The 21,800-nt window shown below is 70.5% G+C and carries 19 protein-coding genes and 3 pseudogenes; 11 read left to right on the top strand and 11 right to left on the bottom strand.

Features of this window, described 5'->3' with window-relative positions; translation table 11 throughout:
- Position 1: 1 nt before the first annotated feature.
- The 6 genes from AB0937_RS24325 to AB0937_RS24300 all read left to right on the top strand — a co-directional run bounded on the left by AB0937_RS24325 (position 2) and on the right by AB0937_RS24300 (position 6,875).
- Positions 2-754: a DUF3710 domain-containing protein gene (locus AB0937_RS24325; RefSeq protein WP_366714289.1), complete on the top strand. Its 753-nt coding sequence runs from the start codon at positions 2-4 to the stop codon at positions 752-754.
- Positions 755-1,003: 249 nt separating this feature from the next.
- Positions 1,004-2,179, top strand: a complete 1,176-nt coding sequence (locus AB0937_RS24320) for an alginate lyase family protein (RefSeq protein WP_366714288.1) — start codon at positions 1,004-1,006, stop codon at positions 2,177-2,179.
- Positions 2,180-2,353: 174 nt separating this feature from the next.
- Positions 2,354-4,897 (top strand): ATP-binding protein, encoded by a 2,544-nt coding sequence (locus tag AB0937_RS24315; RefSeq protein ID WP_366714287.1) that lies wholly within the window; start codon positions 2,354-2,356, stop codon positions 4,895-4,897.
- A complete protein-coding gene (locus AB0937_RS24310; RefSeq protein WP_366714286.1) occupies positions 4,894-5,574 on the top strand; it encodes a response regulator in 681 nt (226 codons plus the stop codon). Before AB0937_RS24315 ends, AB0937_RS24310 begins: the two co-directional genes overlap by 4 nt.
- 167 nt (positions 5,575-5,741) lie before the next feature.
- Positions 5,742-6,140: an OB-fold nucleic acid binding domain-containing protein gene (locus AB0937_RS24305; RefSeq protein WP_104781211.1), complete on the top strand. Its 399-nt coding sequence runs from the start codon at positions 5,742-5,744 to the stop codon at positions 6,138-6,140.
- 3 nt (positions 6,141-6,143) lie between these two features.
- Entirely contained in the window at positions 6,144-6,875 is a 732-nt protein-coding gene (locus AB0937_RS24300; RefSeq protein WP_107459968.1) for a DUF3159 domain-containing protein, read from the top strand.
- A gap of 82 nt (positions 6,876-6,957) precedes the next feature.
- Here the strand turns inward: AB0937_RS24300 and AB0937_RS24295 are convergent, their stop codons facing one another.
- Positions 6,958-7,632: a TrkA family potassium uptake protein gene (locus AB0937_RS24295; protein WP_234846512.1), complete on the bottom strand. Its 675-nt coding sequence runs from the start codon at positions 7,630-7,632 to the stop codon at positions 6,958-6,960.
- Positions 7,632-8,303, bottom strand: a complete 672-nt coding sequence (locus AB0937_RS24290) for a TrkA family potassium uptake protein (protein WP_094053911.1) — start codon at positions 8,301-8,303, stop codon at positions 7,632-7,634. Before AB0937_RS24290 ends, AB0937_RS24295 begins: the two co-directional genes overlap by 1 nt.
- Before the next feature lie 643 nt (positions 8,304-8,946).
- On the opposite strand from AB0937_RS24290, the gene AB0937_RS24285 reads away from it, so the two are divergent.
- Together AB0937_RS24285 and AB0937_RS24280 are read left to right on the top strand one after the other, a co-directional pair.
- Positions 8,947-10,998 carry an APC family permease gene (locus AB0937_RS24285; RefSeq protein WP_366714285.1) on the top strand — a complete coding sequence of 684 codons (2,052 nt, stop codon included), beginning with the start codon at positions 8,947-8,949 and terminating at the stop codon, positions 10,996-10,998.
- Between the two features lie 122 nt (positions 10,999-11,120).
- The gene (locus AB0937_RS24280; RefSeq protein ID WP_366714284.1) at positions 11,121-12,449 is read left to right on the top strand and encodes a TRAM domain-containing protein; all 1,329 of its coding nucleotides are present in this window, start codon (positions 11,121-11,123) and stop codon (positions 12,447-12,449) included.
- 22 nt (positions 12,450-12,471) lie between these two features.
- On the opposite strand, the gene AB0937_RS24275 is transcribed toward AB0937_RS24280, so the two are convergent.
- Positions 12,472-12,924 carry a DUF5597 domain-containing protein gene (locus AB0937_RS24275; protein ID WP_366714283.1) on the bottom strand — a complete coding sequence of 151 codons (453 nt, stop codon included), beginning with the start codon at positions 12,922-12,924 and terminating at the stop codon, positions 12,472-12,474.
- A 234-nt stretch (positions 12,925-13,158) separates the two neighbouring features.
- On the opposite strand from AB0937_RS24275, the gene AB0937_RS24270 reads away from it, so the two are divergent.
- The 3 genes and pseudogenes from AB0937_RS24270 to AB0937_RS24260 form a co-directional block, all read left to right on the top strand.
- Positions 13,159-15,033, top strand: coding sequence for a polymorphic toxin-type HINT domain-containing protein (locus AB0937_RS24270; protein WP_366714282.1), 1,875 nt, complete (start codon positions 13,159-13,161; stop codon positions 15,031-15,033).
- An 8-nt stretch (positions 15,034-15,041) separates the two neighbouring features.
- Positions 15,042-15,374, top strand: coding sequence for a hypothetical protein (locus AB0937_RS24265; protein WP_366714281.1), 333 nt, complete (start codon positions 15,042-15,044; stop codon positions 15,372-15,374).
- A gap of 71 nt (positions 15,375-15,445) precedes the next feature.
- Positions 15,446-15,862 (top strand): annotated as a pseudogene (locus AB0937_RS24260) (transposase); the annotation flags it as partial.
- A gap of 555 nt (positions 15,863-16,417) precedes the next feature.
- Here AB0937_RS24260 and AB0937_RS24255 read toward each other — a convergent pair.
- The 8 genes and pseudogenes from AB0937_RS24255 to AB0937_RS24220 form a co-directional block, all read right to left on the bottom strand.
- A complete protein-coding gene (locus tag AB0937_RS24255) occupies positions 16,418-17,278 on the bottom strand; it encodes an aldo/keto reductase (protein ID WP_366714386.1) in 861 nt (286 codons plus the stop codon).
- Positions 17,275-17,487, bottom strand: coding sequence for a hypothetical protein (locus tag AB0937_RS24250; RefSeq protein WP_366714393.1), 213 nt, complete (start codon positions 17,485-17,487; stop codon positions 17,275-17,277). Before AB0937_RS24250 ends, AB0937_RS24255 begins: the two co-directional genes overlap by 4 nt.
- 549 nt (positions 17,488-18,036) lie before the next feature.
- Complete coding sequence (locus AB0937_RS24245; RefSeq protein WP_366714280.1) at positions 18,037-18,225, bottom strand: acyl-CoA carboxylase epsilon subunit; 189 nt, start codon at positions 18,223-18,225, stop codon at positions 18,037-18,039.
- A gap of 32 nt (positions 18,226-18,257) precedes the next feature.
- Positions 18,258-19,802: an acyl-CoA carboxylase subunit beta gene (locus AB0937_RS24240; RefSeq protein WP_366714279.1), complete on the bottom strand. Its 1,545-nt coding sequence runs from the start codon at positions 19,800-19,802 to the stop codon at positions 18,258-18,260.
- Positions 19,803-19,826: 24 nt separating this feature from the next.
- Positions 19,827-20,258, bottom strand: a complete 432-nt coding sequence (locus tag AB0937_RS24235; protein ID WP_366714278.1) for a hypothetical protein — start codon at positions 20,256-20,258, stop codon at positions 19,827-19,829.
- A 107-nt stretch (positions 20,259-20,365) separates the two neighbouring features.
- Positions 20,366-21,160, bottom strand: coding sequence for an AfsR/SARP family transcriptional regulator (locus tag AB0937_RS24230; RefSeq protein WP_366714277.1), 795 nt, complete (start codon positions 21,158-21,160; stop codon positions 20,366-20,368).
- A 420-nt stretch (positions 21,161-21,580) separates the two neighbouring features.
- Positions 21,581-21,673, bottom strand: a pseudogene (locus tag AB0937_RS24225).
- Positions 21,674-21,705: 32 nt separating this feature from the next.
- Positions 21,706-21,798, bottom strand: a pseudogene (locus AB0937_RS24220).
- Positions 21,799-21,800: the final 2 nt, after the last annotated feature.

Genomic DNA, 21,800 nt, shown 5'->3' with positions numbered 1-21,800 from the left:
CGTGTTCGGACGTCGCAAGAAGAGGGATGCCGCCGAGGACGCGGCCGGCGAGACCGAGCAGGTCGTCGACGGTGTCGACACCGAGGCGGACGAAGAGCGCGAGCGCCTGAGGCTGGAGCCTGCGCCGCGCCCCGACGGCCCCTGGGACAGCTCCGAGGTCCGTGACCCGGGTGAAGGCCGGGTCGACCTGGGCGGTCTGTTCGTGCCGGGCGTCGACGGCATGGAGCTCAGGGTCGAGGTCGCGGGCGACGCGATCGTGGCGGCGACGGTCGTGCTGCGCGACAGCGCCATCCAGCTGCAGGGCTTCGCCGCGCCCAAGCGCGAGGGCATCTGGGGTGAGGTGCGCGAGGAGATCGGCACCGGCATCACTCAGCAGGGCGGCATCGTCGACGAGGTCGAGGGACCACTGGGCTGGGAGCTGCGCGCCCAGGTGCCCGTGCAGCTGCCGGACGGCACCGGCGGCTTCCAGGTCGTGCGGTTCGTCGGTGTGGACGGCCCCCGCTGGTTCCTGCGCGGGGTCATCTCGGGCCAGGGTGCGGTGCAGCCGCAGGCCGCCGGGCTGCTCGAGCAGATCTTCCGGGACACGGTCGTGGTCCGCGGCGAGGGCCCGATGGCGCCCCGCGATCCGATCGTCCTGAAGCTGCCGAACGACGCCCAGATGGTCCCCGAGGGTGTCCAGCAGGAGGAGGGCTCCCGTTTCGCCGGTGGAATGGGCCAGCTCCAGCGCGGACCGGAGATCACCGAGGTCCGCTGAGCACACAGAGACACCGGGGCCGCATCCCGCCGGGGGTGCGGCCCTTTCTCATGCGCGGGACCTCATGCGAGGGGCCCCATGCGCAGGACCTCAACGCGCAGGCACTCATGCGCGGGCCTCTGACCCCTTGCGCGGAACTCATGCGAGGGACCTTGACGGTCCATTGGTCTGTACCTACCGTCTCCGTCCAACGCGTCTGTTCATAAAGGCGCTTCACGTTCACATACGAGAACGGAAGGCCCCCCGCGTATGCGCAGAACCGCCCTCCTCGCGGCCGCGGCCGCCCTCGTCGCCGGTGTCCTCGCCTGGCCCGCCGACGCCGCACCCAGCGCTCCCGCCACCTTCGTCCACCCCGGAGTCACCGTCTCGCAGGGCCAGTTGGACTTCGCCCGGTCCAAGGTCAACGCCGGCGCCCAGCCCTGGAAGGGCGCCTTCGACCGGATGATGGCGAGCAAGTACGCCGACCTGAACCGCACGCCCAGGCCCCGGGCGGTCGTCGAATGCGGCTCGTACTCCAACCCCGACCTCGGCTGTACCGACGAGCGCGAGGACGCGATCGCCGCGTACACCCACGCCCTCGCCTGGTACCTCACCCGCGACGAACGGCACGCCCGCAAGGCCATCGAGCTCATGGACGCCTGGTCCGCCGTGATCAGGGATCACACCAACAGCAACGCGCCCCTGCAGACCGGCTGGGCCGGCTCCTCCTGGCCGAAGGCCGCCGAGATCATCAAGTACACCTACACCGGCCCCTGGGTGAACTCCGGCCGCTTCGCCACCATGCTCCGCACCGTCTACCTGCCCGAGATCATCAACGGCTCCCACTCCAACGGCAACTGGGAGCTGTCGATGATGGAGGCCGCCGTCGGCATCTCCGTCTTCCTGGAGGACAAGGCGTCGTACGACAAGGCCATGGCGAAGTTCCGCACGCGCACGGCCGCCTACGTCTACCTGGAGTCCGACGGCGCGCTGCCGAAGACCGTGCCGAGCCAGAACCTGAACACCCGGGAGAAGATCGTCAAGTTCTGGCAGGGGCAGTCGACCTTTGTGAACGGCCTCAGCCAGGAGACCTGCCGCGACTTCACCCACACCGGCTACGGCCTCTCTGCCATCTCGCACGTCGCCGAGACCAGCCGCGTCCAGGGCCAGGACCTCTACGGCACCGATGTGGGCGAGCGGCTGCGGCACGGGCTCGGGTTCCACGCCAAGTACCAGCTCGGTGCCGGTGCCGAGGGCCGGCTGTGCGGCGGCTCGCTGAAGCTCGGGCTCGGGCCGGTCACGGAGGTCGGCCACAACGCCCTGGCCAACCGTCTCGGACACGCCATGACCAACACCGGGACGCTGACGTTGCAGGGCCGCCCGGCCGGCAGCAACAACCTCTTCGTCGCCTGGGAGACCCTCACCCAGGGCGACAACCCCGCCTGACCCCCTGACGACCGGACGCCGGGCGGGGACCCCGGCGCCCGGTCCCGCCCGCCGGTCCGCGTCAGAGTTCCGTCAAAGTGCGCCCCGGAGCCGGGCAGAAAGCCCGGACACCGTGCCTTCCGGTCGTAGGGTCGACGCGGCGCAGTCGGCACACCACCGGAAGACAATGGGGCCATGGCACGCGGCAAGCTTCGGATCCACCTCGGCGCGGCGCCGGGTGTCGGCAAGACGTACGCGATGCTGTCCGAGGCCCACCGCCGCGTGGGCCGGGGCACGGACTGCGTGGTGGCCTTCGTCGAGCACCACGGCAGGCCCCGCACCGAGGTGATGCTGCACGGCCTGGAGCAGGTGCCGCGCAAGGAGCTGGAGTACCGCGGCGGCGTCTTCCCCGAGATGGACCTCGACGCCGTCCTCGCCCGCCGCCCCCAGGTGGCCCTGGTGGACGAACTCGCCCACACGAACGTCCCGGGCTCCCGCAACGCCAAGCGCTGGCAGGACGTGGAGGAACTGCTCGCCGCCGGCATCGACGTGGTCTCCACCGTCAACATCCAGCATCTGGAGTCCCTCGGCGACGTCGTCGAGTCGATCACCGGGGTGCGGCAGCAGGAGACCGTGCCGGACGAGGTGGTCCGCCGGGCCGACCAGGTCGAGCTGGTCGACATGACGCCCGAGGCCCTGCGGCGGCGGCTGGCGCACGGCAACGTCTACCAGCCCGACAAGGTCGACGCCGCCCTGTCGAACCACTTCCGCCCCGGCAACCTGACCGCGCTGCGCGAGCTGGCGCTGCTGTGGGTGGCCGACCGGGTCGACGCCCACCTCACCCGGTACCGCAGCGAGCACCGGGTGTCGAAGATCTGGGGCTCGCGCGAGCGGATCGTGGTCGGTCTGACCGGCGGTCCCGAGGGCCGCACGCTCATCCGCCGGGGCGCCCGGCTGGCGGAGAAGGGCGCCGGCGGCGAGGTGCTGGCCGTCTACATAGCCCGCAGCGACGGGCTGACCTCGGCCTCGCCCAAGGAGCTCGCGATGCAGCGGACCCTGGTCGAGGACCTCGGCGGAACGTTCCATCACGTCGTCGGCGACGACATACCGGCCGCGCTTCTCGCCTTCGCCCGGGGCGTGAACGCCACCCAGATCGTGCTGGGCTCCTCGCGCCGCAAGAGCTGGCAGTACGTCTTCGGACCCGGCGTCGGAGCCACCGTCGCCCGCGAGTCCGGCCCCGATCTGGACGTGCACATCGTCACCCACGACGAGGTCGCCAAGGGCCGCGGACTGCCGGTGGCTCGCGGCGCCCGGCTCGGGCGGTCCCGGCGGGCGTGGGGCTGGCTGGCCGGAATCGTCGGACCCCCGGTCCTGACGGTGCTGCTGAGCACCGTCGACCTCGGCCTGGCCAACGACATGCTGCTGTTCCTTGCGCTGACGGTGGCGGCGGCCCTGCTCGGCGGACTGCTGCCCGCCCTCGCCTCGGCGGCGGTGGGCTCCCTGCTGCTGAACTACTTCTACTCGCCGCCGCTGCACCGCTGGACCATCGCCGACCCGAAGAACATCGTCGCCATCGTGATCTTCGTTGCGGTCGGTGTGGCGGTGGCCTCCGTGGTCGACCTGGCCGCCCGCCGCACGCAACAGGCGGCCCGGCTGCGGGCGGAGTCCGAGATCCTGTCCTTCCTCGCGGGCAACGTGCTGCGCGGCGAGACCGGCTTGGAGGACCTGCTGGAACGGGTGCGGGAGACCTTCGGCATGGAGTCGGCGGCCCTGCTGGAACGGGCGAACGACATCGAGCCCTGGACCTGCGCCGGACGTGCCGGCCCGGGGCGTCCCGTCGAGCGGCCCGACCAGGCGGACGTGGACATGCCCGTCGGGGACCACATGGCCCTGGCGCTCACCGGCCGGGTGCTGCCCGCGGAGGACCGCCGGGTGCTGGCCGCCTTCGCCGCCCAGGCCGCCGTCGTCCTGGACCGCCGCCGGCTCCGGGAGGAGGCCGACCGGGCCCGCGCGCTCGCCGAGGGCAACCGCATCCGCACGGCGCTGCTGGCCGCGGTCAGCCACGATCTGCGGACCCCGCTCGCCGGCATCAAGGCGGCCGTGACCTCTCTGCGCACCGAGGACGTCGCATGGTCCGAGGAGGACCGGTCCGAGCTGCTGGAAGGCATCGAGGAGGGTGCCGACCGCCTCGACCACCTGGTCGGCAACCTGCTGGACATGTCCCGCCTCCAGACCGGCACCGTCACCCCGCTGATCCGCGAGATCGACCTGGACGAGGTCGTGCCGATGGCGCTCGGGGGCGTGCCCGAGGGCAGTGCCGACCTGGACGTCCCGGAGACCCTGCCCATGGTCGCCGTCGACCCCGGACTCCTGGAGCGGGCGGTCGCCAACCTCGTGGAGAACGCCGTCAAGTACGCTCCGCCCGGTACGCCCGTGCTGGTTGCCGCCAGCGCGCTCGCCGACCGGGTCGAGGTGCGGGTCGTCGACCGGGGGCCGGGCGTCCCCGACGCGGCCAAGGACCGCATCTTCGCACCGTTCCAACGCCACGGCGACGCCCCGCGCGGCGCCGGGGTGGGCCTCGGGCTCGCCGTGGCGCGCGGCTTCGCCGAGGCCATGGGCGGCACCCTGAACGCCGAGGACACCCCCGGCGGCGGGCTGACCATGGTCCTCACCCTTCGCGCGGCGGGAATGCGTCCGGAGCCTCACCGCGCGACAGAACCGGAAAGGCAGGCCTCATGACCCGCGTCCTGGTGGTCGACGACGAGCCGCAGATCGTGCGCGCCCTCGAGATCAACCTCAAGGCACGCACCTACGAGGTCGACGTGGCCCACGACGGGGCCACCGCCCTCCGGCTCGCCGCCGCCCGTCTCCCCGACGTGGTCGTCCTCGACCTCGGTCTGCCCGACATGGACGGCGTCGAGGTGATCAGGGGACTGCGGGGCTGGACCCGGGTGCCGATCCTGGTGCTGTCCGCCCGGCACTCCTCCGACGAGAAGGTCGAGGCGCTGGACGCGGGAGCCGACGACTACGTCACCAAGCCGTTCGGCATGGACGAGCTGCTGGCCAGGCTGCGGGCCGCGGTGCGCCGGGCCGAGCCGGCCCGGGGCGAGGGCGATGTGATCGTCGACACCGGTGAGTTCACCGTCGACCTGGCCGCGAAGAAGGTCGACCGGGGCGGCAAGGACGTGCGGCTCACGCCCACGGAGTGGCACCTGCTGGAGGTTTTGGTGCGCAACACCGGCCGCCTGGTCGGGCAGAAGCAGCTGCTCCAGGAGGTGTGGGGGCCGTCGTACGGCAGGGAGACGAACTATCTGCGCGTGTACATGGCGCAGTTGCGACGGAAGCTGGAGGCGGATCCCTCACACCCGAAGCACTTCATCACGGAGCCGGGGATGGGGTATCGCTTCGAGAAGTGAGGGGCGCGACCGACGGCCGGGGGTCCGGGGGGGTGCCGCCCCCGGGGGGATGCGGTATCGCGTAGCCGGGGATGGGATGTCGCTTCGGGAAGTGGGCCGTGCCTGGTCAACGGGGGTGGTCACCACAGGACTACGGAGATGTCGGCACGCCCCGGTACGCTTCAGATATGAGTGCTGTTCCTCGTTCCGAAAAGCCGGTGGGCCGGTTCCGGCGCATGCTCGACCGGCTCTCCTCGTCGCAGGAGGACCTGGAGTCCGAGGAACTGCGGGAGGACACCGAGACGGCCGGCTGCATCCGGATCGGCGACTGTCAGGACCGCCAGATAGTGACGGTTACTGGTACCTTGCGCACGGTCACCCTTCGGCCGCGCGCCGGAGTCCCCGCCCTGGAGGCCGAGCTGTTCGACGGCTCCGCCGCGCTGGACGTGGTGTGGCTCGGCAGGCGCTCCATCGTGGGGATAGAGCCCGGGCGCAAGCTGATCGCATCGGGCCGGATCTCGATGAGCCGGGGCCGCCGGGTGCTGTTCAATCCCAAGTACGAACTGAGACCCCTCGGACGGGAGTAGCCGGTGACGTCGCTCGACAAGCCGACCGAAGAGACATCTGCGGACGACGCCCGGGCGGTGACCGAGGCCGCCCTGTTCGAGGCGTTCGGCGGCGTGCGGGGCATGGTGGAGACGGTCGTTCCCGGTCTCCTCTTCGTCACCATCTACACGATCAACAAGGACCTGCACCTGTCGGCGATCGCGGCGCTGGCCGTGTCGCTCGTACTGGTCGTGGTCCGGCTGGTGATGAAGGACACCGTCAAGCACGCCTTCAGCGGTGTCTTCGGCGTGGCCTTCGGTGTCGTCTTCGCGATGATGACCGGCAACGCCAAGGACTTCTACCTGCCCGGCATGCTCTACACGCTGGGACTGGGCCTCGCCTACATCATCACCACCCTGTGCGGCGTGCCGCTGATCGGGCTGATCCTCGGCCCGGTCTTCAAGGAGAACCTCTCCTGGCGCACGCGGAACCCGGGCCGCAAGAAGGCGTACGCGAAGGCCAGCTACGCGTGGGGCGCGATCCTGCTCGCCAAGTGCGCGATCCTCTTCCCGCTGTACTGGTGGGCCGACACCACGCAGCTGGGCTGGGTCCTGGTCGCCCTGAAGATCCCGCCGTTCCTGCTCGCGGTGTACCTGACGTGGGTGTTCCTGGCGAAGGCGCCCGCGCCCATCGACGTGTTCGCGGAGATGGAGGCGGAGGAGAAGGCGGCCGAGGAGCGCGAGCGGCAGGCCGCCGCACGGTCCGCGGAGCAGTGACCCTCCACCGCTGACGGACAGGGGCGTCCCGAGCACACGGGACGCCCCTAGTCCGTTCGCTTCCCTTCGCCCGGAGACCGGCTCAGCTCGCCGCGTCGCGACGTACCGACAGCAGGTCCTCCAGTTGCTCCTCGCGGGCCTGGGCGGCCACGAAGAGCAGCTCGTCGCCCGCCTCCAGGGAGTCCTCCCGGGACGGGGTCAGGACGCGGTTGCCGCGGATGATCGTCACCAGGGACGTGTCCTGCGGCCAGTCGACGTCGCCGACCTGCGTACCGGCCAGAGCCGACTCCTCCGGCAGGGTCAGCTCGACCAGGTTGGCGTCGCCGTGGCTGAAGCGGAGCAGGCGGACCAGGTCGCCCACACTCACCGCCTCCTCCACCAGGGCCGACATCAGACGCGGGGTGGAGACGGCGACGTCCACGCCCCAGGACTCGTTGAACAGCCACTCGTTCTTGGGGTTGTTCACCCGGGCGACGACGCGGGGGACGCCGTACTCCGTCTTGGCCAGGAGCGAGACGACCAGGTTCACCTTGTCGTCGCCGGTCGCGGCGATCACGACGTTGCAGCGCTGGAGCGCCGCCTCGTCCAGGGACGTGATCTCGCAGGCGTCGGCGAGCAGCCACTCGGCCTGCGGGACGCGTTCGACCGAGATGGCGGTCGGCGCCTTGTCGATCAGGAGGACCTCGTGGCCGTTCTCCAGCAGTTCGCCCGCGATCGAGCGGCCGACGGCGCCGGCTCCGGCAATGGCGACCCTCATCAGTGACCGCCCTCCTCTTCGGGACCCTTGGCGAACGCCGCCTCGACCTTGTCGACCTCGTCGGTGCGCATCATCACGTGCACCAGGTCGCCCTCCTGCAGCACCGTCTGCGAGGTGGGCAGGACCGCCTCGCCGAGCCGGGTCAGGAACGCGACGCGCACGCCGGTCTCCTCCTGGATCCGGCTGATCTTGTGGCCGACCCAGGCGGTGGAGGTGTGCACCTCGGCGAGCTGGACACCGCCGGTGGGGTCGCGCCACAGCGGCTCGGCGCCGGAGGGCAGCAGGCGGCGCAGCATCTGGTCGGCCGTCCAGCGGACGGTCGCGACGGTGGGGATGCCCAGGCGCTGGTAGACCTCCGCGCGGCGGGGGTCGTAGATGCGGGCGGCGACGTTCTCGATGCCGAACATCTCGCGGGCCACGCGGGCGGCGATGATGTTGGAGTTGTCACCGCTGGAGACGGCGGCGAAGGCGCCGGCCTCCTCGATGCCCGCCTCGCGCAGGGTGTCCTGGTCGAAGCCGACACCGGTGACCCGGCGGCCGCCGAACGAGGAGCCCAGCCGGCGGAAGGCCGTGGGGTCCTGGTCGACCACGGCGACCGTGTGCCCCTGTTGCTCCAGGTTCTGAGCCAGCGCGGAACCCACCCTTCCGCAACCCATGATCACAATATGCATCGCGTCACACCGCGCTTCCTGCAGGCCCTCTGGGCTTCATGAATGTCGTGCTCATGTCTCTCTCTCGGCTCGCCCGGCATCACGTCACGACCCGCGAGCGGGTCGCCGGGCAACATCATGCCGGTGGAATCACGCCATGATGCCCTCCGGGGGCGGTGCCGCGTTCAACTGCCCGAGTCCAACGTATCCGCAAAGCCGAGGGCGTTGCCGAGGCCCTGCCGGGCGCCGGCCGGGCAGACGGCCGCCGTGCGTCACGAGAGCGAGAGCCGCGGGGCGGGGCGGCGGAGCGCACCGGAACCTGAGGGGAGCGGGAGCGGTCCGAGCAGCCGGGCCCCGAACGCTAGCGCGCCCCGGACGAGACGTGGTTGCGGCGGCTGATGCTGCGCACACTCGCCAGGGTCAGGATTCCGAGGGCGATGAGGGTGGCCACGGCGCCGATCAGCTGGGCGGGGGTGTGCATGGGACCTCCAGGGGCGGCAACGGGCGGGAAACGGACGGGGCTTAGTCATATAGGCATGGGAAGCGGGTGACCTGCGGAATCCTCAGCCGCATGCGCCTCTGAATTCACTCGGAGAGCAGACGGAACGCCGATGGGGGGTGGCGGGTGGGCGACCTGGCAATCGAACGCCTACGATCCTCTGTTGTGTCCAAACTGACCGACGTGCCCAAACGGATCCTGATCGGGCGCGCACTGCGCAGTGACCGGCTGGGCGAAACGCTCCTGCCGAAGCGCATCGCACTCCCCGTCTTCGCCTCCGACCCGCTCTCCTCCGTGGCGTACGCGCCCGGCGAGGTGCTGCTGGTCCTGTCGATCGCGGGAGTGACGGCGTACCACTTCAGCCCGTGGATCGCCGTCGCGGTCGTCGTGCTGATGTTCACCGTGGTCGCCTCCTACCGGCAGAACGTGCACGCCTACCCCAGCGGCGGCGGCGACTACGAGGTGGCGAACACGAACCTCGGGCCCAAGGCCGGCCTGACGGTCGCGAGCGCCCTGCTCGTGGACTACGTCCTCACCGTCGCCGTGTCGATCTCCTCCGGCATCGAGAACCTGGGCTCCGCGGTCCCCTTCGTGGTCGAGCACAAGGTGCTCTGCGCGATCGGCGTGATCGTGCTGCTGACGCTGATGAACCTGCGCGGGGTGAAGGAGTCCGGCTCGCTGTTCGCGATCCCGACGTACGTCTTCGTCTTCGGCGTCTTCACCATGATCGCGTGGGGCGCCTTCCGCGGACTGGTCCTGGGCGACACCATGCGGGCACCGACGGCGGACTACGTCATCAAGCCCGAGCACCAGGGCCTGGCCGGCTTCGCGCTGGTCTTCCTGCTGCTGCGCGCCTTCTCCTCCGGCTGCGCCGCCCTCACCGGCGTCGAGGCGATCTCCAACGGCGTCCCGGCCTTCCGGAAGCCCAAGTCGAAGAACGCCGCGACCACCCTCGCCATGATGGGCCTGCTGGCCGTCACCATGTTCTGCGGCATCATCGCGCTGGCCGCCGCGACCGACGTCCGCATGGCCGAGAACCCGGCCCAGGACCTCATCCACAACGGCGTCCCGCTCGGCCCCGACTACGTGCAGAACCCGGTGATCTCCCAGGTCGCCGAGGCCGTCTTCGGCAAGGGCAGCTTCCTGTTCATCATCCTGGCCGCGGCCACGGCGCTGGTGCTGTTCCTCGCGGCCAACACCGCCTACAACGGTTTCCCGCTGCTCGGCTCGATCCTCGCCCAGGACCGTTACCTGCCGCGCCAGCTGCACACCCGCGGCGACCGGCTGGCCTTCTCCAACGGCATCGTGCTCCTCGCCGGCGCCGCCGGACTGCTGGTGGGGATCTACGGCGCCGACTCCACGCGCCTGATCCAGCTCTACATCGTCGGCGTGTTCGTGTCCTTCACGCTGAGCCAGACCGGCATGGTCCGGCACTGGAACCGCCACCTGGCCACCGAGAAGGACCAGGCCAAGCGCCGCCACATGATCCGCTCCCGCGCGATCAACGCGTTCGGCGCCTTCTTCACCGGCCTCGTGCTGGTCGTCGTCCTGCTCACCAAGTTCACCCACGGGGCCTGGGTCGCCCTGCTCGGCATGGTGATCTTCTACGCGACGATGACGGCCATCCGTAAGCACTACGACCGGGTCGCCGCCGAGATCGCCGCACCCGAGGGCCCCACCGACGACCTCGTACGGCCCTCGCGGGTCCACTCGGTCGTGCTGATCTCCAAGATCCACCGCCCGACGCTGCGCGCCCTGGCCTACGCCAAGCTGATGCGCTCGGACACCCTGGAGGCGCTGAGCGTCAACGTCGACCCGGCGGAGACCAAGGCGCTGCGCGAGGAGTGGGAGCGGCGCGGCATCGACGTACCGCTGAAGGTCCTGGACTCGCCCTACCGCGAGATCACGCGGCCGATCATCGAGTACGTCAAGAGCCTCCGCAAGGAGTCCCCGCGCGACGCGGTGTCCGTGATCATCCCGGAGTACGTGGTCGGCCACTGGTACGAGCATCTGCTGCACAACCAGAGCGCCCTGCGGCTGAAGGGCCGGCTGCTGTTCACGCCCGGGATCATGGTGACCTCGGTGCCGTACCAGCTGCAGTCCTCCGAGGCCGCCAAGCGGCGGGCCCGCAGGCAGCAGGACTGGAACGCGCCGGGCTCGGTGCGGCGGGGTCCCGCGCAGGTGCGGTCGAAGGAATCCTCCGAGCACAAGTCGTGATGATTCTCTGAGACGACGGCTCGTGTGAAACGGCCGGTCGGCAGCCACGTAGACTGGTGGGCTGTCGTCCGGCCGTTTCCGTTTCGGCCCTTCCCCCTCACGTGTTTTGGAGTCATCCCGCCATGCAGGCAGAACCGAGGAAGTCGCTGGTGGGGGAGGAGTACGAGGTCGAGGTCGGCCCCGTCGCCCACGGCGGCCACTGCATCGCCCGCACGTCCGAGGGCCAGGTGCTGTTCGTACGGCACGCGCTGCCCGGCGAGCGGGTCGTGGCGCGGGTGACGGAGGGCGAGGAGGGTGCGCGGTTCCTGCGCGCCGACGCGGTGACGGTGCTCGACGCCTCCAAGGACCGCATCGACGAGCCCTGCCCGTTCGCCGGCCCCGGCCGCTGCGGCGGCTGCGACTGGCAGCACGCGAAGCCCGGGGCGCAGCGGCGCCTGAAGGCCGACGTCATCGCCGAACAGCTCCAGCGCCTCGCCGGGCTCACCCCGGAGGACGCCGGCTGGGACGGCACGGTGCTGCCCGCCGAGGGCGACAAGGTGCCGGCCGGCCAGGTCCCGGCCTGGCGCACCCGCGTGCAGTACGCCGTCACCGCCGACGGCCGGGCGGGCCTGCGCCGGCACCGCTCGCACGAGGTGGAACCCATCGATCACTGCATGATCGCCGCGGAGGGCGTCAGCGAGCTGGGCATCGAGAAGCGGGTCTGGACGGGCATGGACTCCGTCGAGGCGATCGCTGCGACCGGCTCCCAGGACCGCCAGGTGGTCCTCACCCCGAAGCCGGGCGCGCGTCTCCCGCTCGTCGAACTCGACCGCCCCGTCTCCGTCCTGCGGGTGGACGAACGCTCCGGCGGCGTCCACCGCGTCCACGGCCGCCCCTTCGTCCGCGAACGGGCGGACGGCCGCACGCACCGCGTCGGCAACGGCGGCTTCTGGCAGGTCCACCCGAAGGCCGCGGACACCCTGGTGACCGCGGTCATGCAGGGCCTGCTGCCGCGCAAGGGCGACATGGCGCTCGACCTGTACTGCGGCGTCGGCCTCTTCGCGGGCGCGCTCGCCGACCGGGTCGGCGACCAGGGCGCGGTCCTCGGCATCGAGTCGGGCAAGCGGGCGGTGGAGGACGCGCGGCACAACCTGGCCGACTTCGAGCGCGTCCGCATCGAGCAGGGCAAGGTCGAGAGCGTGCTGCCGCGTACGGGCATCACGGAGGTCGACCTGGTCGTACTGGATCCGCCCCGGGCCGGGGCGGGCCGCAAGACCGTGGAGCATCTGTCCTCGCTGAATGCCCGGCGGATCGCGTACGTGGCGTGCGATCCGGCGGCACTGGCGCGGGACTTGGGGTACTTCCGGGACGGCGGCTACCGGGTGCGGACGCTGCGGGCGTTCGATCTGTTTCCGATGACGTCGCACGTGGAGTGCGTGGCTATTCTTGAGCCCACTAAAAAGGGACTCTGACCTGCTATTCTTTGTGCATCAGTCAGGGCGGCCGGGCGAACGGGTCTGACCTGCGGGTTCGATGATTACCGGGAAGACCGGCGTGTGGTGTCTCCGATCCTGACCGGGTCCGCGCAGAGCAGTCGTGACGCTCGCTCTGATGGCTCGTCAGGCCTGGGGGCCAGGAAAAGGTCTCGTCACCGTTGAGGCGCCTTCGAGGCCTGCGTTCGTCACTGCTGACCACGAGCTCGTCCGCTCGCGGGATGGCCATCGGCCGGCCGTCCTGCGAGCGCGGGCCGACCGTGAAGTTGTCGCCGGCAGCGAGGAATGTGTCCTCGTTACTCGGCAGCAGGAGCCCGTAGCCGAGCGTCCCGCCGGCGCCGCGTTCCGTCTGGGCCTTGACACGAACTCGAACCGGCCGAGGGTGAGCGTCTTCTCCTCGGAGGCCGACACCCGGAATCCTTGCCACGCTCAACCGGTAGGCCCCGTCAGGCATTTCCCGCCGGTAGCCGCACGGCGGCCCGCAACGGCACCGGACCGGGCGGACCCCTGGCTCGGCGCCCCGTCGCCGCCGGTGGCGAGGGCCGGGCCGCAAGCCGTTTGAGGGGATGCGTTAAGGTGCTCCGGACCATATGGCTACGCGCCAGTAACAAGACGGCTCTCCCTACCGAGAGCGTCACGGGGAGCAGGGCCTGGCCGGGGGACCCGCCGGGCCCTGACCAAGGAAGTCATGTACAACAATCTCAGATCGAGGCTCGCGACGTTCATCGTCGTGTTGTCCGTCCTCTTCGCAGGATCCATGGGCAGTGCCGCAGCGGCCACGCCCGCCAGCGACAACCGCGTGGAACGGCTGGCGGCCATCGTCGCCAAGGTGCGTCAGTACGCGAACTGCGACGGCCTGCCCCTGCTGGAACGGCCCCGCTGCTACAAGGAGTTCGCGGGCAAAGCCGTGAAACTGGGCATCGGAGTGGGTCTGTTCCTGTTCATCACACAGGACGCCATGAAGGACCACGGTGCCGGCTTCGCCGCGCTGGACAAGGACCTGAAGGCGCTGCACGCACTCAAGCCGCAGGATCTGCTGGACCCGGCCAAGGAACCCGACCCGCAAAAACAGTCGAAGCTGCTGGAACAGGCGGTCAAGACCCTCCAGAGCGCCAAACCGCACCTGGACAAGGTCGGCAAGAACCTCGGCAGGGCGACCGACCTGCTGGGGACGCAGAGCGACTCGCTCCTCGCCGTCACCATCCTCACCATCGCGCTGGGCGACTACTACCCGGATTACACACCACCCAAGTACCCCGCGGCCAAGCCCATCTTCGACTTCGAGAAGGACCTCGCCGAGCTCAACGCGGCCTTCGACCAGATGAACGAAGGCTTCGCCCAGATGGACCGCGGACTGCGGACCATGAACGAGGGCGTCGCGGAGGTCAACAAGGGCCTGGCGCAGGCGAACAAGGGCATCTCCAAGGCCAACAAGGGCATGAAGGAGATGAACGCGGGCATCGCACAGGCGAACCGGGGCGTCAACGAGGCGAACAAGCACGTACCCGGGATCAAGAAGGGCGCGCAGAAGCTGCGCGAGATACCGGACATCGACTTCGACTTCTCCCACATCGGTGACACCTGGGGCTCCGGATCCTCGGGCCTGGACGACGCCGAGCAGCAGCGCCGGATGTCCCTCCTGCTGGACTTGTTGCCGGGCATCGGCGACGGCAAGGGCGTCGTCGAGGCCGTCGTCGGCAAGGACCTGGTCACCAGTGACAAGCTCAGCGCCAAGGAGCGGGCGCTGGGCGGCCTCTCCGTACTGCACTGGCTCAGGGCCGGCGGCAAGCTCCTGACGGCGGAGGACGTCAAGAAGGCCCGCAAGGGCGAGGGAGCCGTCCCCTGCAACAGCTTCCCGGCCGGCACTCCCGTACTGATGGCGGACGGCACGCACCTGCCCATCGAGCGGGTGCGCGTGGGCGATGAGGTGCTCGCCACCGACCCGGAGAGCGGGCGCACACAGTCCGAGCCCGTCACGGCCCTCATCACCGGTCACGGCGACAAGGAACTCGTCACGGCCGAGGTGCGCACGGACGACGGCACCTCCTCGGTCACCGCGACCGAGGGGCACCCCTTCTGGATCGAGGACCTCGGGGTGTGGGGCACCGCGGGCGACCTGCGGCCGGGCATGTGGCTGCGCACGAGCGCGGGGACGCACGTACCGGTCAGCGCGGTGTCCGCGTGGACGGCGCAGGACCGGACGGTCCACAACCTCACCGTCGCGGACCTGCACACGTACTACGTGGTGGCGGGCACCACCCCGCTGCTCGTCCACAACGCCAACGGGTGCGGCGTGTGGAAGTCGGAGTTCGACGCCCTCCCGAAGGGCAAGCAGTCACACGTCCGTGAGATGTCCAGCGTCTCCGACATGCGCAAGGCGTTCGAGAAGTGGACCGCCGGCGCGGAGCGCCTGCCCGCACGCGGGCCCAAGATCCCCGAGGTGTACAAGCTGGCGGACGGCACGGTCATCCAGTGGCGTACCTCGTCGAGGTCCGGCGGGGAGACGATCGACATCTTCCCCGTCGGGGGGAAGGGCATGAAGGTACACCTTCCCGATGAATAGGAATCCGGATGAATAGGGACGTCATCGTATGTGAGCTCCTCGTGGAGGGGCTCGGCGACTGGGTACCCGTGGACAGGCTGATCGGGCTCGCACGCGAAGCGGCCGAGCGGTCGCGGAGCGACTTCAGGGCCGTCGCGATCGAGGTCCTCACCCATCTGGTGCGGGACGGCTTCATGATCGTCGGAGAGCTCGGCGGTGGCGGCTTCGAGGCGTGGCCCGGAAGCGCTGACGAGGTCCTGGAAAGAGCCGTGGCCGCGCTGGATGGTGTCCACTGGGCACCGGCCGGGGGCGGTTTCTGGCTCATGAACACCCCGAAGGGAGACCGTACGGCTCCCGCATGATCGCGGCGGCCCGGGAGCCCGGGTGAACCATGGTGCCCTTCGCCACGGCCGGTGGCGAAGGGCACCGCGCGTTCCGTGATCAGGTTCCCGGCGTCGTGAAGTGCTACCAGCGTCGCACCGACTGCCTGGCAGACCAACTCGGCTCCGCAGTCGAGGAGTTAGAGGGCCGGGCGGGCGCCCGTCTCTCCCGCGCGATCTCCCGCTCGACCGAACTGCGCATGCCCATGCGAAGGGCGGCACCGCCGCTGCGCGTCCCGCGCGTGCTCGGCATCGATGACATCGCCCCCAAGCGCCGGCACCGCTACGCCACCGCGATCATCGACGCCGAGACCCGCGAGCGGATCGACGTCCTGCCCGAGCGCACCGCCCAGACCCTGGCCGCGTGGCTACGTGAGCACTCCGGGGCCGCATACGTCTGCCGCGACGGCTCCGGCTCCTACGGCGAGGCGATCCGCCAGGCGCTCCCTGAAGCGGTGCAGGTCAGTGACCTGGCAGCTCACCGTAGGCAGCCAGGGCCCGCAACCAAATGGTCCTGCTCAAGCACGTCCAGGGGTGATCTGCTGCTCCCGTTGCGCGCTGGTGGGCGCCTGGCCGGAGGCCCCCCGCCCTGGACCTCGACCGGGCCCGAAGGATCTTGGAGGGGAAGACCTCAGGGAGGGCTGGACGGAGCGGTTGCTCTTCGACATGATCGCTGTCGTGACGCCCGGCGCCCGCGCCGTCCTGCGCCGCCTGACAGACCCGGGCTGCACGGCCACCTACGACGGTATCCAGGCGCATTTCGTCGATCACCCCGACACACCGATCCCGCAGGAGAGGATTGGGGACGCTCACCGTCGTCCGCGCGGTACGTCGCCGGTGCGATGTGCCGGTTTGGTGTCAAGCGCTCCAGCGCCGGGTGTCGTTCCGAGCCGGGGCAGCGGTGGGAGACCGTCTGGCCAGCCGCCGCATGTCGGGTGTGGAGCCGCGGGACGCACCGGCACCGCGGTTGTCGAAGGCGATCACGGGCGGCGCGGGCGCATCTCGTCCTCAGCCGCGTTCACCCATCAGGCCACCGGCACGACCGGGGCGGTGACGCGGTCGGCGGCGCCTCCCTGGAGGTGGTCCAAGGTGGCGGCGATCCCTTCGTGGGGGACGCCGAGCGGCACCGCGCTGACCTCGGCCAGGCGGTTGTACTGCTCATCGGTCAGCTGGACGTCGAGGGCGCCGAGGTAGCCGTCGAGCTGGGAGAGACTGCGCGGGCCGATGATCGGGACGAGCGCGGCAACGGAGCGGGCGGCGCGCTCGCGCACCCAGGCCACCGCCACCTGGGCGGGCGTCACGCCGGCCTCCTCGGCGATCGCCAGGACGTTGTCGACGACGGCGGTCTTTTGGCCGGTGCTCTCGGTGTGGATGACCATGCCCAGGTCGCTCAGGCGCCCCTCGGCGGAGCTGCGGTACTTGCCCGTGAGCAGTCCGCCGCCGAGCGGGGACCACAGGGCTGCGCCGAGCCCGAGGCTCTCGGCCATGGGTAGGAGCTCACGGCCGGCGGTGCGCTCGACGAGGCTGTACTCGTGCTGGATGCCCACGATCGGGGCCCAGTTCTTCAGGTTCGCAAGGGTTACCGCGCGCGAGACGCGCCAGGCGGGGAAGTTGGACAGCGCGGTGTGGTGGATCTTGCCGGCGCTCACCAGGTCGTCGAGCCCGCGCAGGAGTTCCTCCATCGGAGTGAGCTCGTCGGGGAAGTGCACCCACAACAGGTCGATGTAGTCGGTCCCCAGGCGCTTCAGGCTGGCCTCGACCGAGGCGACCATGTTCTTGCGGCCGTTGCCCGTCTTGGAGATGTCCGGCTGCGGGGCGGCGCCGAGGGTGAACTTCGTGGCCAGGACGAAGTGGTCGCGGTCGGCGGAGATCAGCTTTCCGGTCAGTTCCTCCGACTCGCCGAACTGGTAGCCGTCCGCGCTGTCGAGAAAGTCCCGCCGGCCTCGGCGAACCGGTCGAAGATCCGCCGGGCCTCGTCGGGCTCGGCGCCCGCGCCCCAGCCGGTGCCGAAATTCGCCGTGCCGAGCGCGTACTCGGAGACGCGCAGTCCGGTCCGGTGGCCGAAGGTCGCGTAGCGCGTGAGATGTCCTTGCATGAGAGGGTGGTGACGAGCTGTCCGGCCGTGGGCAGCAGGCGGAGCCGCAGTCGGCGGGGCTCCCGGAGTGCCGGATTTCCGGGTGCCGGTCTCGTTGGGTGCGGGACAGGGGCCCTGGACCTGCCCGGCGGCTGGCTACGGTTCCAGGAATTCGAGCGCCCGCGGGACGAATCTGTCGTGGTGATGGAAGATCGGTGAACACGGGGCGCCGGGCGGCGAGTCCGTCGGCGGCGTGTCCGTGCGTGGCGTGACCTTCGCCTACCGGCGGCTCGGCCCGGACGACGGAAATACCCCTGATCCTCCTCAACCACCTGTCCGCAGTCCTGGACAACGGGGTCCCCGCGTTCGACAACCGCGGCGTCGGCGCGTCCGGCGGCGTCACACCCGGCACGATCGAGGCGATGGCTCGCGACACCGTGCTGTTCACCCGTGCCCTCGGGTACGACACACCCGGCCCGGCCTTCGCCCGCGAACCGGGTGCGAACCCCAGCGCCGGACCGGCCGCCTCGGGGGGGAGGGGGCCGGTCCGGCGCTTCGGCGCGTCACCGCTCAGGGCGTCTGCCAGCTGTGCGGGGCGTGGAAGGGGTGGGGGCGCCAGGAGGTGGTGCCGGGGGTGGACGCCTGCGCGTCGACGCCGGCCAGGGCGGCACGGCTGAGCAGCAGGGCCGCGAGGGCGGCCAGTTCCTCGTCCGTGGCTTGGCCCTTCTCGATGCGGATGGGGGGCGGGGGAGTGAGCATGGGACCTCCGTCGCTGTGGGGCGGCCGTGCCGTCACTGAGGGGGGTTGCCGTGCTTGCGGGCGGGGTGGTCGGCGTGCTTGGTGCGCAGCATCGCCAGTGAGCGGATGAGGACCTCGCGGGTGTCGGCGGGGTCGATGACGTCGTCGACCAGGCCCCGCTCGGCCGCGTAGTAGGGGTGCATCAGTTCCGCCTTGTACTCCTTGACCAGCTCGGCCCGCATGGCTTCGGGGTCCTCGGCCTCGGCGATCCGGCGGCGGAAGATGACGTTGGCCGCGCCCTCGGCGCCCATGACGGCGATCTCGTTGGTGGGCCAGGCGTAGGTGAGGTCGGCGCCGATGGACTGGCTGTCCATGACGATGTAGGCGCCGCCGTAGGCCTTGCGCAGGATCAGGGAGATCCGCGGCACCGTGGCGTTGCAGTACGCGTACAGCAGTTTGGCACCGTGGCGGATGATGCCGCCGTGCTCCTGGTCGACGCCGGGCAGGAACCCGGGGACGTCCAGGAGGGTGACGATCGGGATGCTGAAGGCGTCGCACATCTGCACGAAGCGGGCGGCCTTCTCGCTGGCCTCGATGTCCAGGACACCGGCGAGCACCCGGGGCTGGTTGGCGACGACGCCCACCACCTGCCCGCCGAGACGGGCCAGCGCGCAGATGATGTTGCGCGCCCAGCGCTCGTGGACCTCCAGGTACTCGCCGTCGTCGACGATCTCCTCGATGACCTCCGCCATGTCGTAGGGCCGGTTGCCGTCCGCCGGGACCAGGTCGGCGAGGGTGTCGCAGCGACGGTCGTGCGGGTCGTCGCACGGCACCGCGGGCGGGTTCTCCCGGTTGTTCTGCGGGAGCAGGGACAGGAGGTAGCGGACCTCCTGGATGCAGGTCTCCTCGTCGTCGTAGGCGAAGTGGCAGACGCCGCTGGTCTCGGCGTGCACGTCCGCGCCGCCGAGGCCGTTCTGGGTGATCTCCTCACCGGTGACCGCCTTGACGACGTCCGGTCCGGTGATGAACATCTGCGACGTCTCGCGGACCATGAACACGAAGTCGGTGAGTGCGGGGGAGTAGGCGGCACCTCCGGCGCACGGGCCGAGCATCACCGAGATCTGCGGGATGACACCGGACGCCCGGGTGTTGCGCTGGAAGATGCCGCCGTAGCCGGCGAGCGCGGTGACGCCCTCCTGGATGCGGGCGCCGGCGCCGTCGTTGAGGGAGACCAGCGGTGCGCCCGCCGCGATGGCCATGTCCATGATCTTGTGGATCTTGGTGGCGTGGGCCTCGCCCAGCGCACCCCCGAAGATCCGGAAGTCGTGGGCGTAGACGAACACCGTGCGGCCCTCCACCGTGCCCCAGCCGGTGATCACACCGTCCGTGTACGGCCTCCTGGCCTCCAGACCGAATCCGGTCGCCCGGTGCCGGCGCAGCTGCTCGACCTCGCGGAACGAGCCCTCGTCCAACAGCAGGCCGATGCGCTCGCGTGCGGTCAGCTTGCCCTTGGCGTGCTGCGCTCGCGTCGCCTTCTCACTGGGGCCGGCCAGCACCTGGCGGCGTATCCCGGCCAGCTCCGCGACGTGGGACCTCATGTCTCCCCCTGATGGGACGGGATGTCAGTTGCCGAGCCGGCGCAGACCGTTCATCTGGAGCACGGCGAAGACCGCGACGACGGCCGCTTGGAGCGGGGTCCACACGGTGCCGACGGTGTTCGGGTCCAGCCAGCCGAAGACCACGGCGGCCACGCTCGCGACCGCCCACAGCAGGTTCGCCTCGATGACCGCCTTGGTGGCCGCGGTGGACGGCACCGGGCGGCTGGCCAGTACGGCGACCAGTGCGCCGTAGACGGTGAGGAACACGCCGATGCCGCGGAGGAAGCCGGTGTCGAGGCCGAGCAGGTCCCCCACCGGGCCCGCGGCGAACAGGTAGATGAGGCCGTTGCCGCCGGTCACGACGGCGTCGAGGCCGAGGAAGAGACGTAATGGACGCGCGGCCTCCGCACGCCCCTGGGTCGTCACGGCGCGGGCCGGCGACTGGCTCGTGGTCATGTGGTTCTCCAAAGGTCGGGGGCGGTTTCCACTTCCGATCCGGATCGTTCCAGGCAGTGCTGACCAGCGGCTGACGTGCCGCTTACGCGGCGCCGGGACCGGTGGCGTCAGGTGGGCTGGAGCAGGGGAGCGCGCACGTCACCGGACAGGGCCGGGTCGTGGGACAGGATGGCGCTCTCGACCTGCCGCAGCGCGGGGGAGGGCTCGATGCCGAGTTCGTCGGCGAGGTGGCGGCGCATACGGCGGAACACGTCCAGGGCGTCGGCCTGGCGGCCCGCGCAGTACAGGGCGATCATCAGCTGCTCGCAGAAGCGTTCCCTGAGCGGGTGGCTCGTGTGGGTCTCGGCGAGTTCGGCCAGGACGGCGGCGTGCCGGCCGAGCCGTAGTTCGGCGTCGAAGCGGAGCTCCATGGCCCGCATGCGGTACTCCTCGTAGCGGGCGCCGGCGAGCTGACACAGGGTCCCGCCGGTGAAGCCGCCGAACACCGGCCCCCGCCACATGGCCAGGGCCTGTCTCAGTAACCGGGCCGCCTCCTCCGGTGAGCCCGAGCCGAGGGTCTCGGCCTGGCGGACCGTCCTGACGAACTCGGCGGCGTCCAGCTCCCCCTCGTTGACCGTCAGGCGGTAGCCCGAGGGGTGGATGGTGACGCGCGAGGTGGTGCGATCGGGCTCCAGGCCGCGCAGCTTACGGCGCAGCCGGCTGACATGGGCCTGCAGGGCGTTGGCCTGGTTGTCCGGGGCGCCCTCGCCCCACATCTCCTCGACCAGCGCCTCACCGGAGACCGACTGGCCCTCGCTGACCAGCAGCGTCTGAACCAGGGTCCGTTGCAGATCGCCGGAGATCTCGGCCGGTCCCGACGCGGTGCGGATCTGCAGTGCCCCGAGGATCGAGAACCTCAGCATGTTTCCCCCTTGGCGATCAGTGCGTCAGAGAGTGGTCGGGGGGCCGGTCGCGGCGGTCCGTCTCTGCGGCCGAGGCCGCGTGGCGGTCTCCCGGCCGGCTTCCGCCCCGGGGTTTCCTCCCGACTCCATCCTGGCACAGAATAATTCCTTTGGGAAGGTATTTTTCTGCTGAACGAGTCCGAGTCATGTCGGCAAGGGTGCTGACCTGCGCGGTCGCGGGACAACAGAGGTCAAGCGGAAGGGGTGGTGGTGGATGCGAACGTGTCTGCGCCCCGGCGCACCACCCAGTGCCGGGCGGTGCGCCGGGGCGCGTGTGTCCGCCGGTGCGGGGGGTTCACCGACGGTGCGTGCGGCACCGGGGCCGCGCGGCCGGTGGGCGGGGCCGCGCCGGAAGCCGGGTGCCGGGGCGTATGCGACGAGCGGAGAGGGCAGGATTCGAACCTGCGTGGGCTTTGTGGGCCCGACCGTGAGATTGCTCTCTGGTCCCCGTTGAGCCGCTCCGGGCACCTCTCCTGGTGTGGCCGTTGGTGCGTGGCCGTTTTTCGCGGAGAGGGCAGGATTCGAACCTGCGTGGGCTTTGTGGGCCCGACCGTGAGATTGCTCTCTGGTCCCCGTTGAGCCGCTCCGGGCACCTCTCCTC

It is taken from the genome of Streptomyces sp. NPDC047880 (assembly GCF_040706515.1).
Taxonomy (GTDB): domain Bacteria; phylum Actinomycetota; class Actinomycetes; order Streptomycetales; family Streptomycetaceae; genus Streptomyces.
The sequence above is the reverse complement of the archived record's forward strand: the minus strand, read 5'-3'. Positions and strand labels throughout refer to the sequence as shown.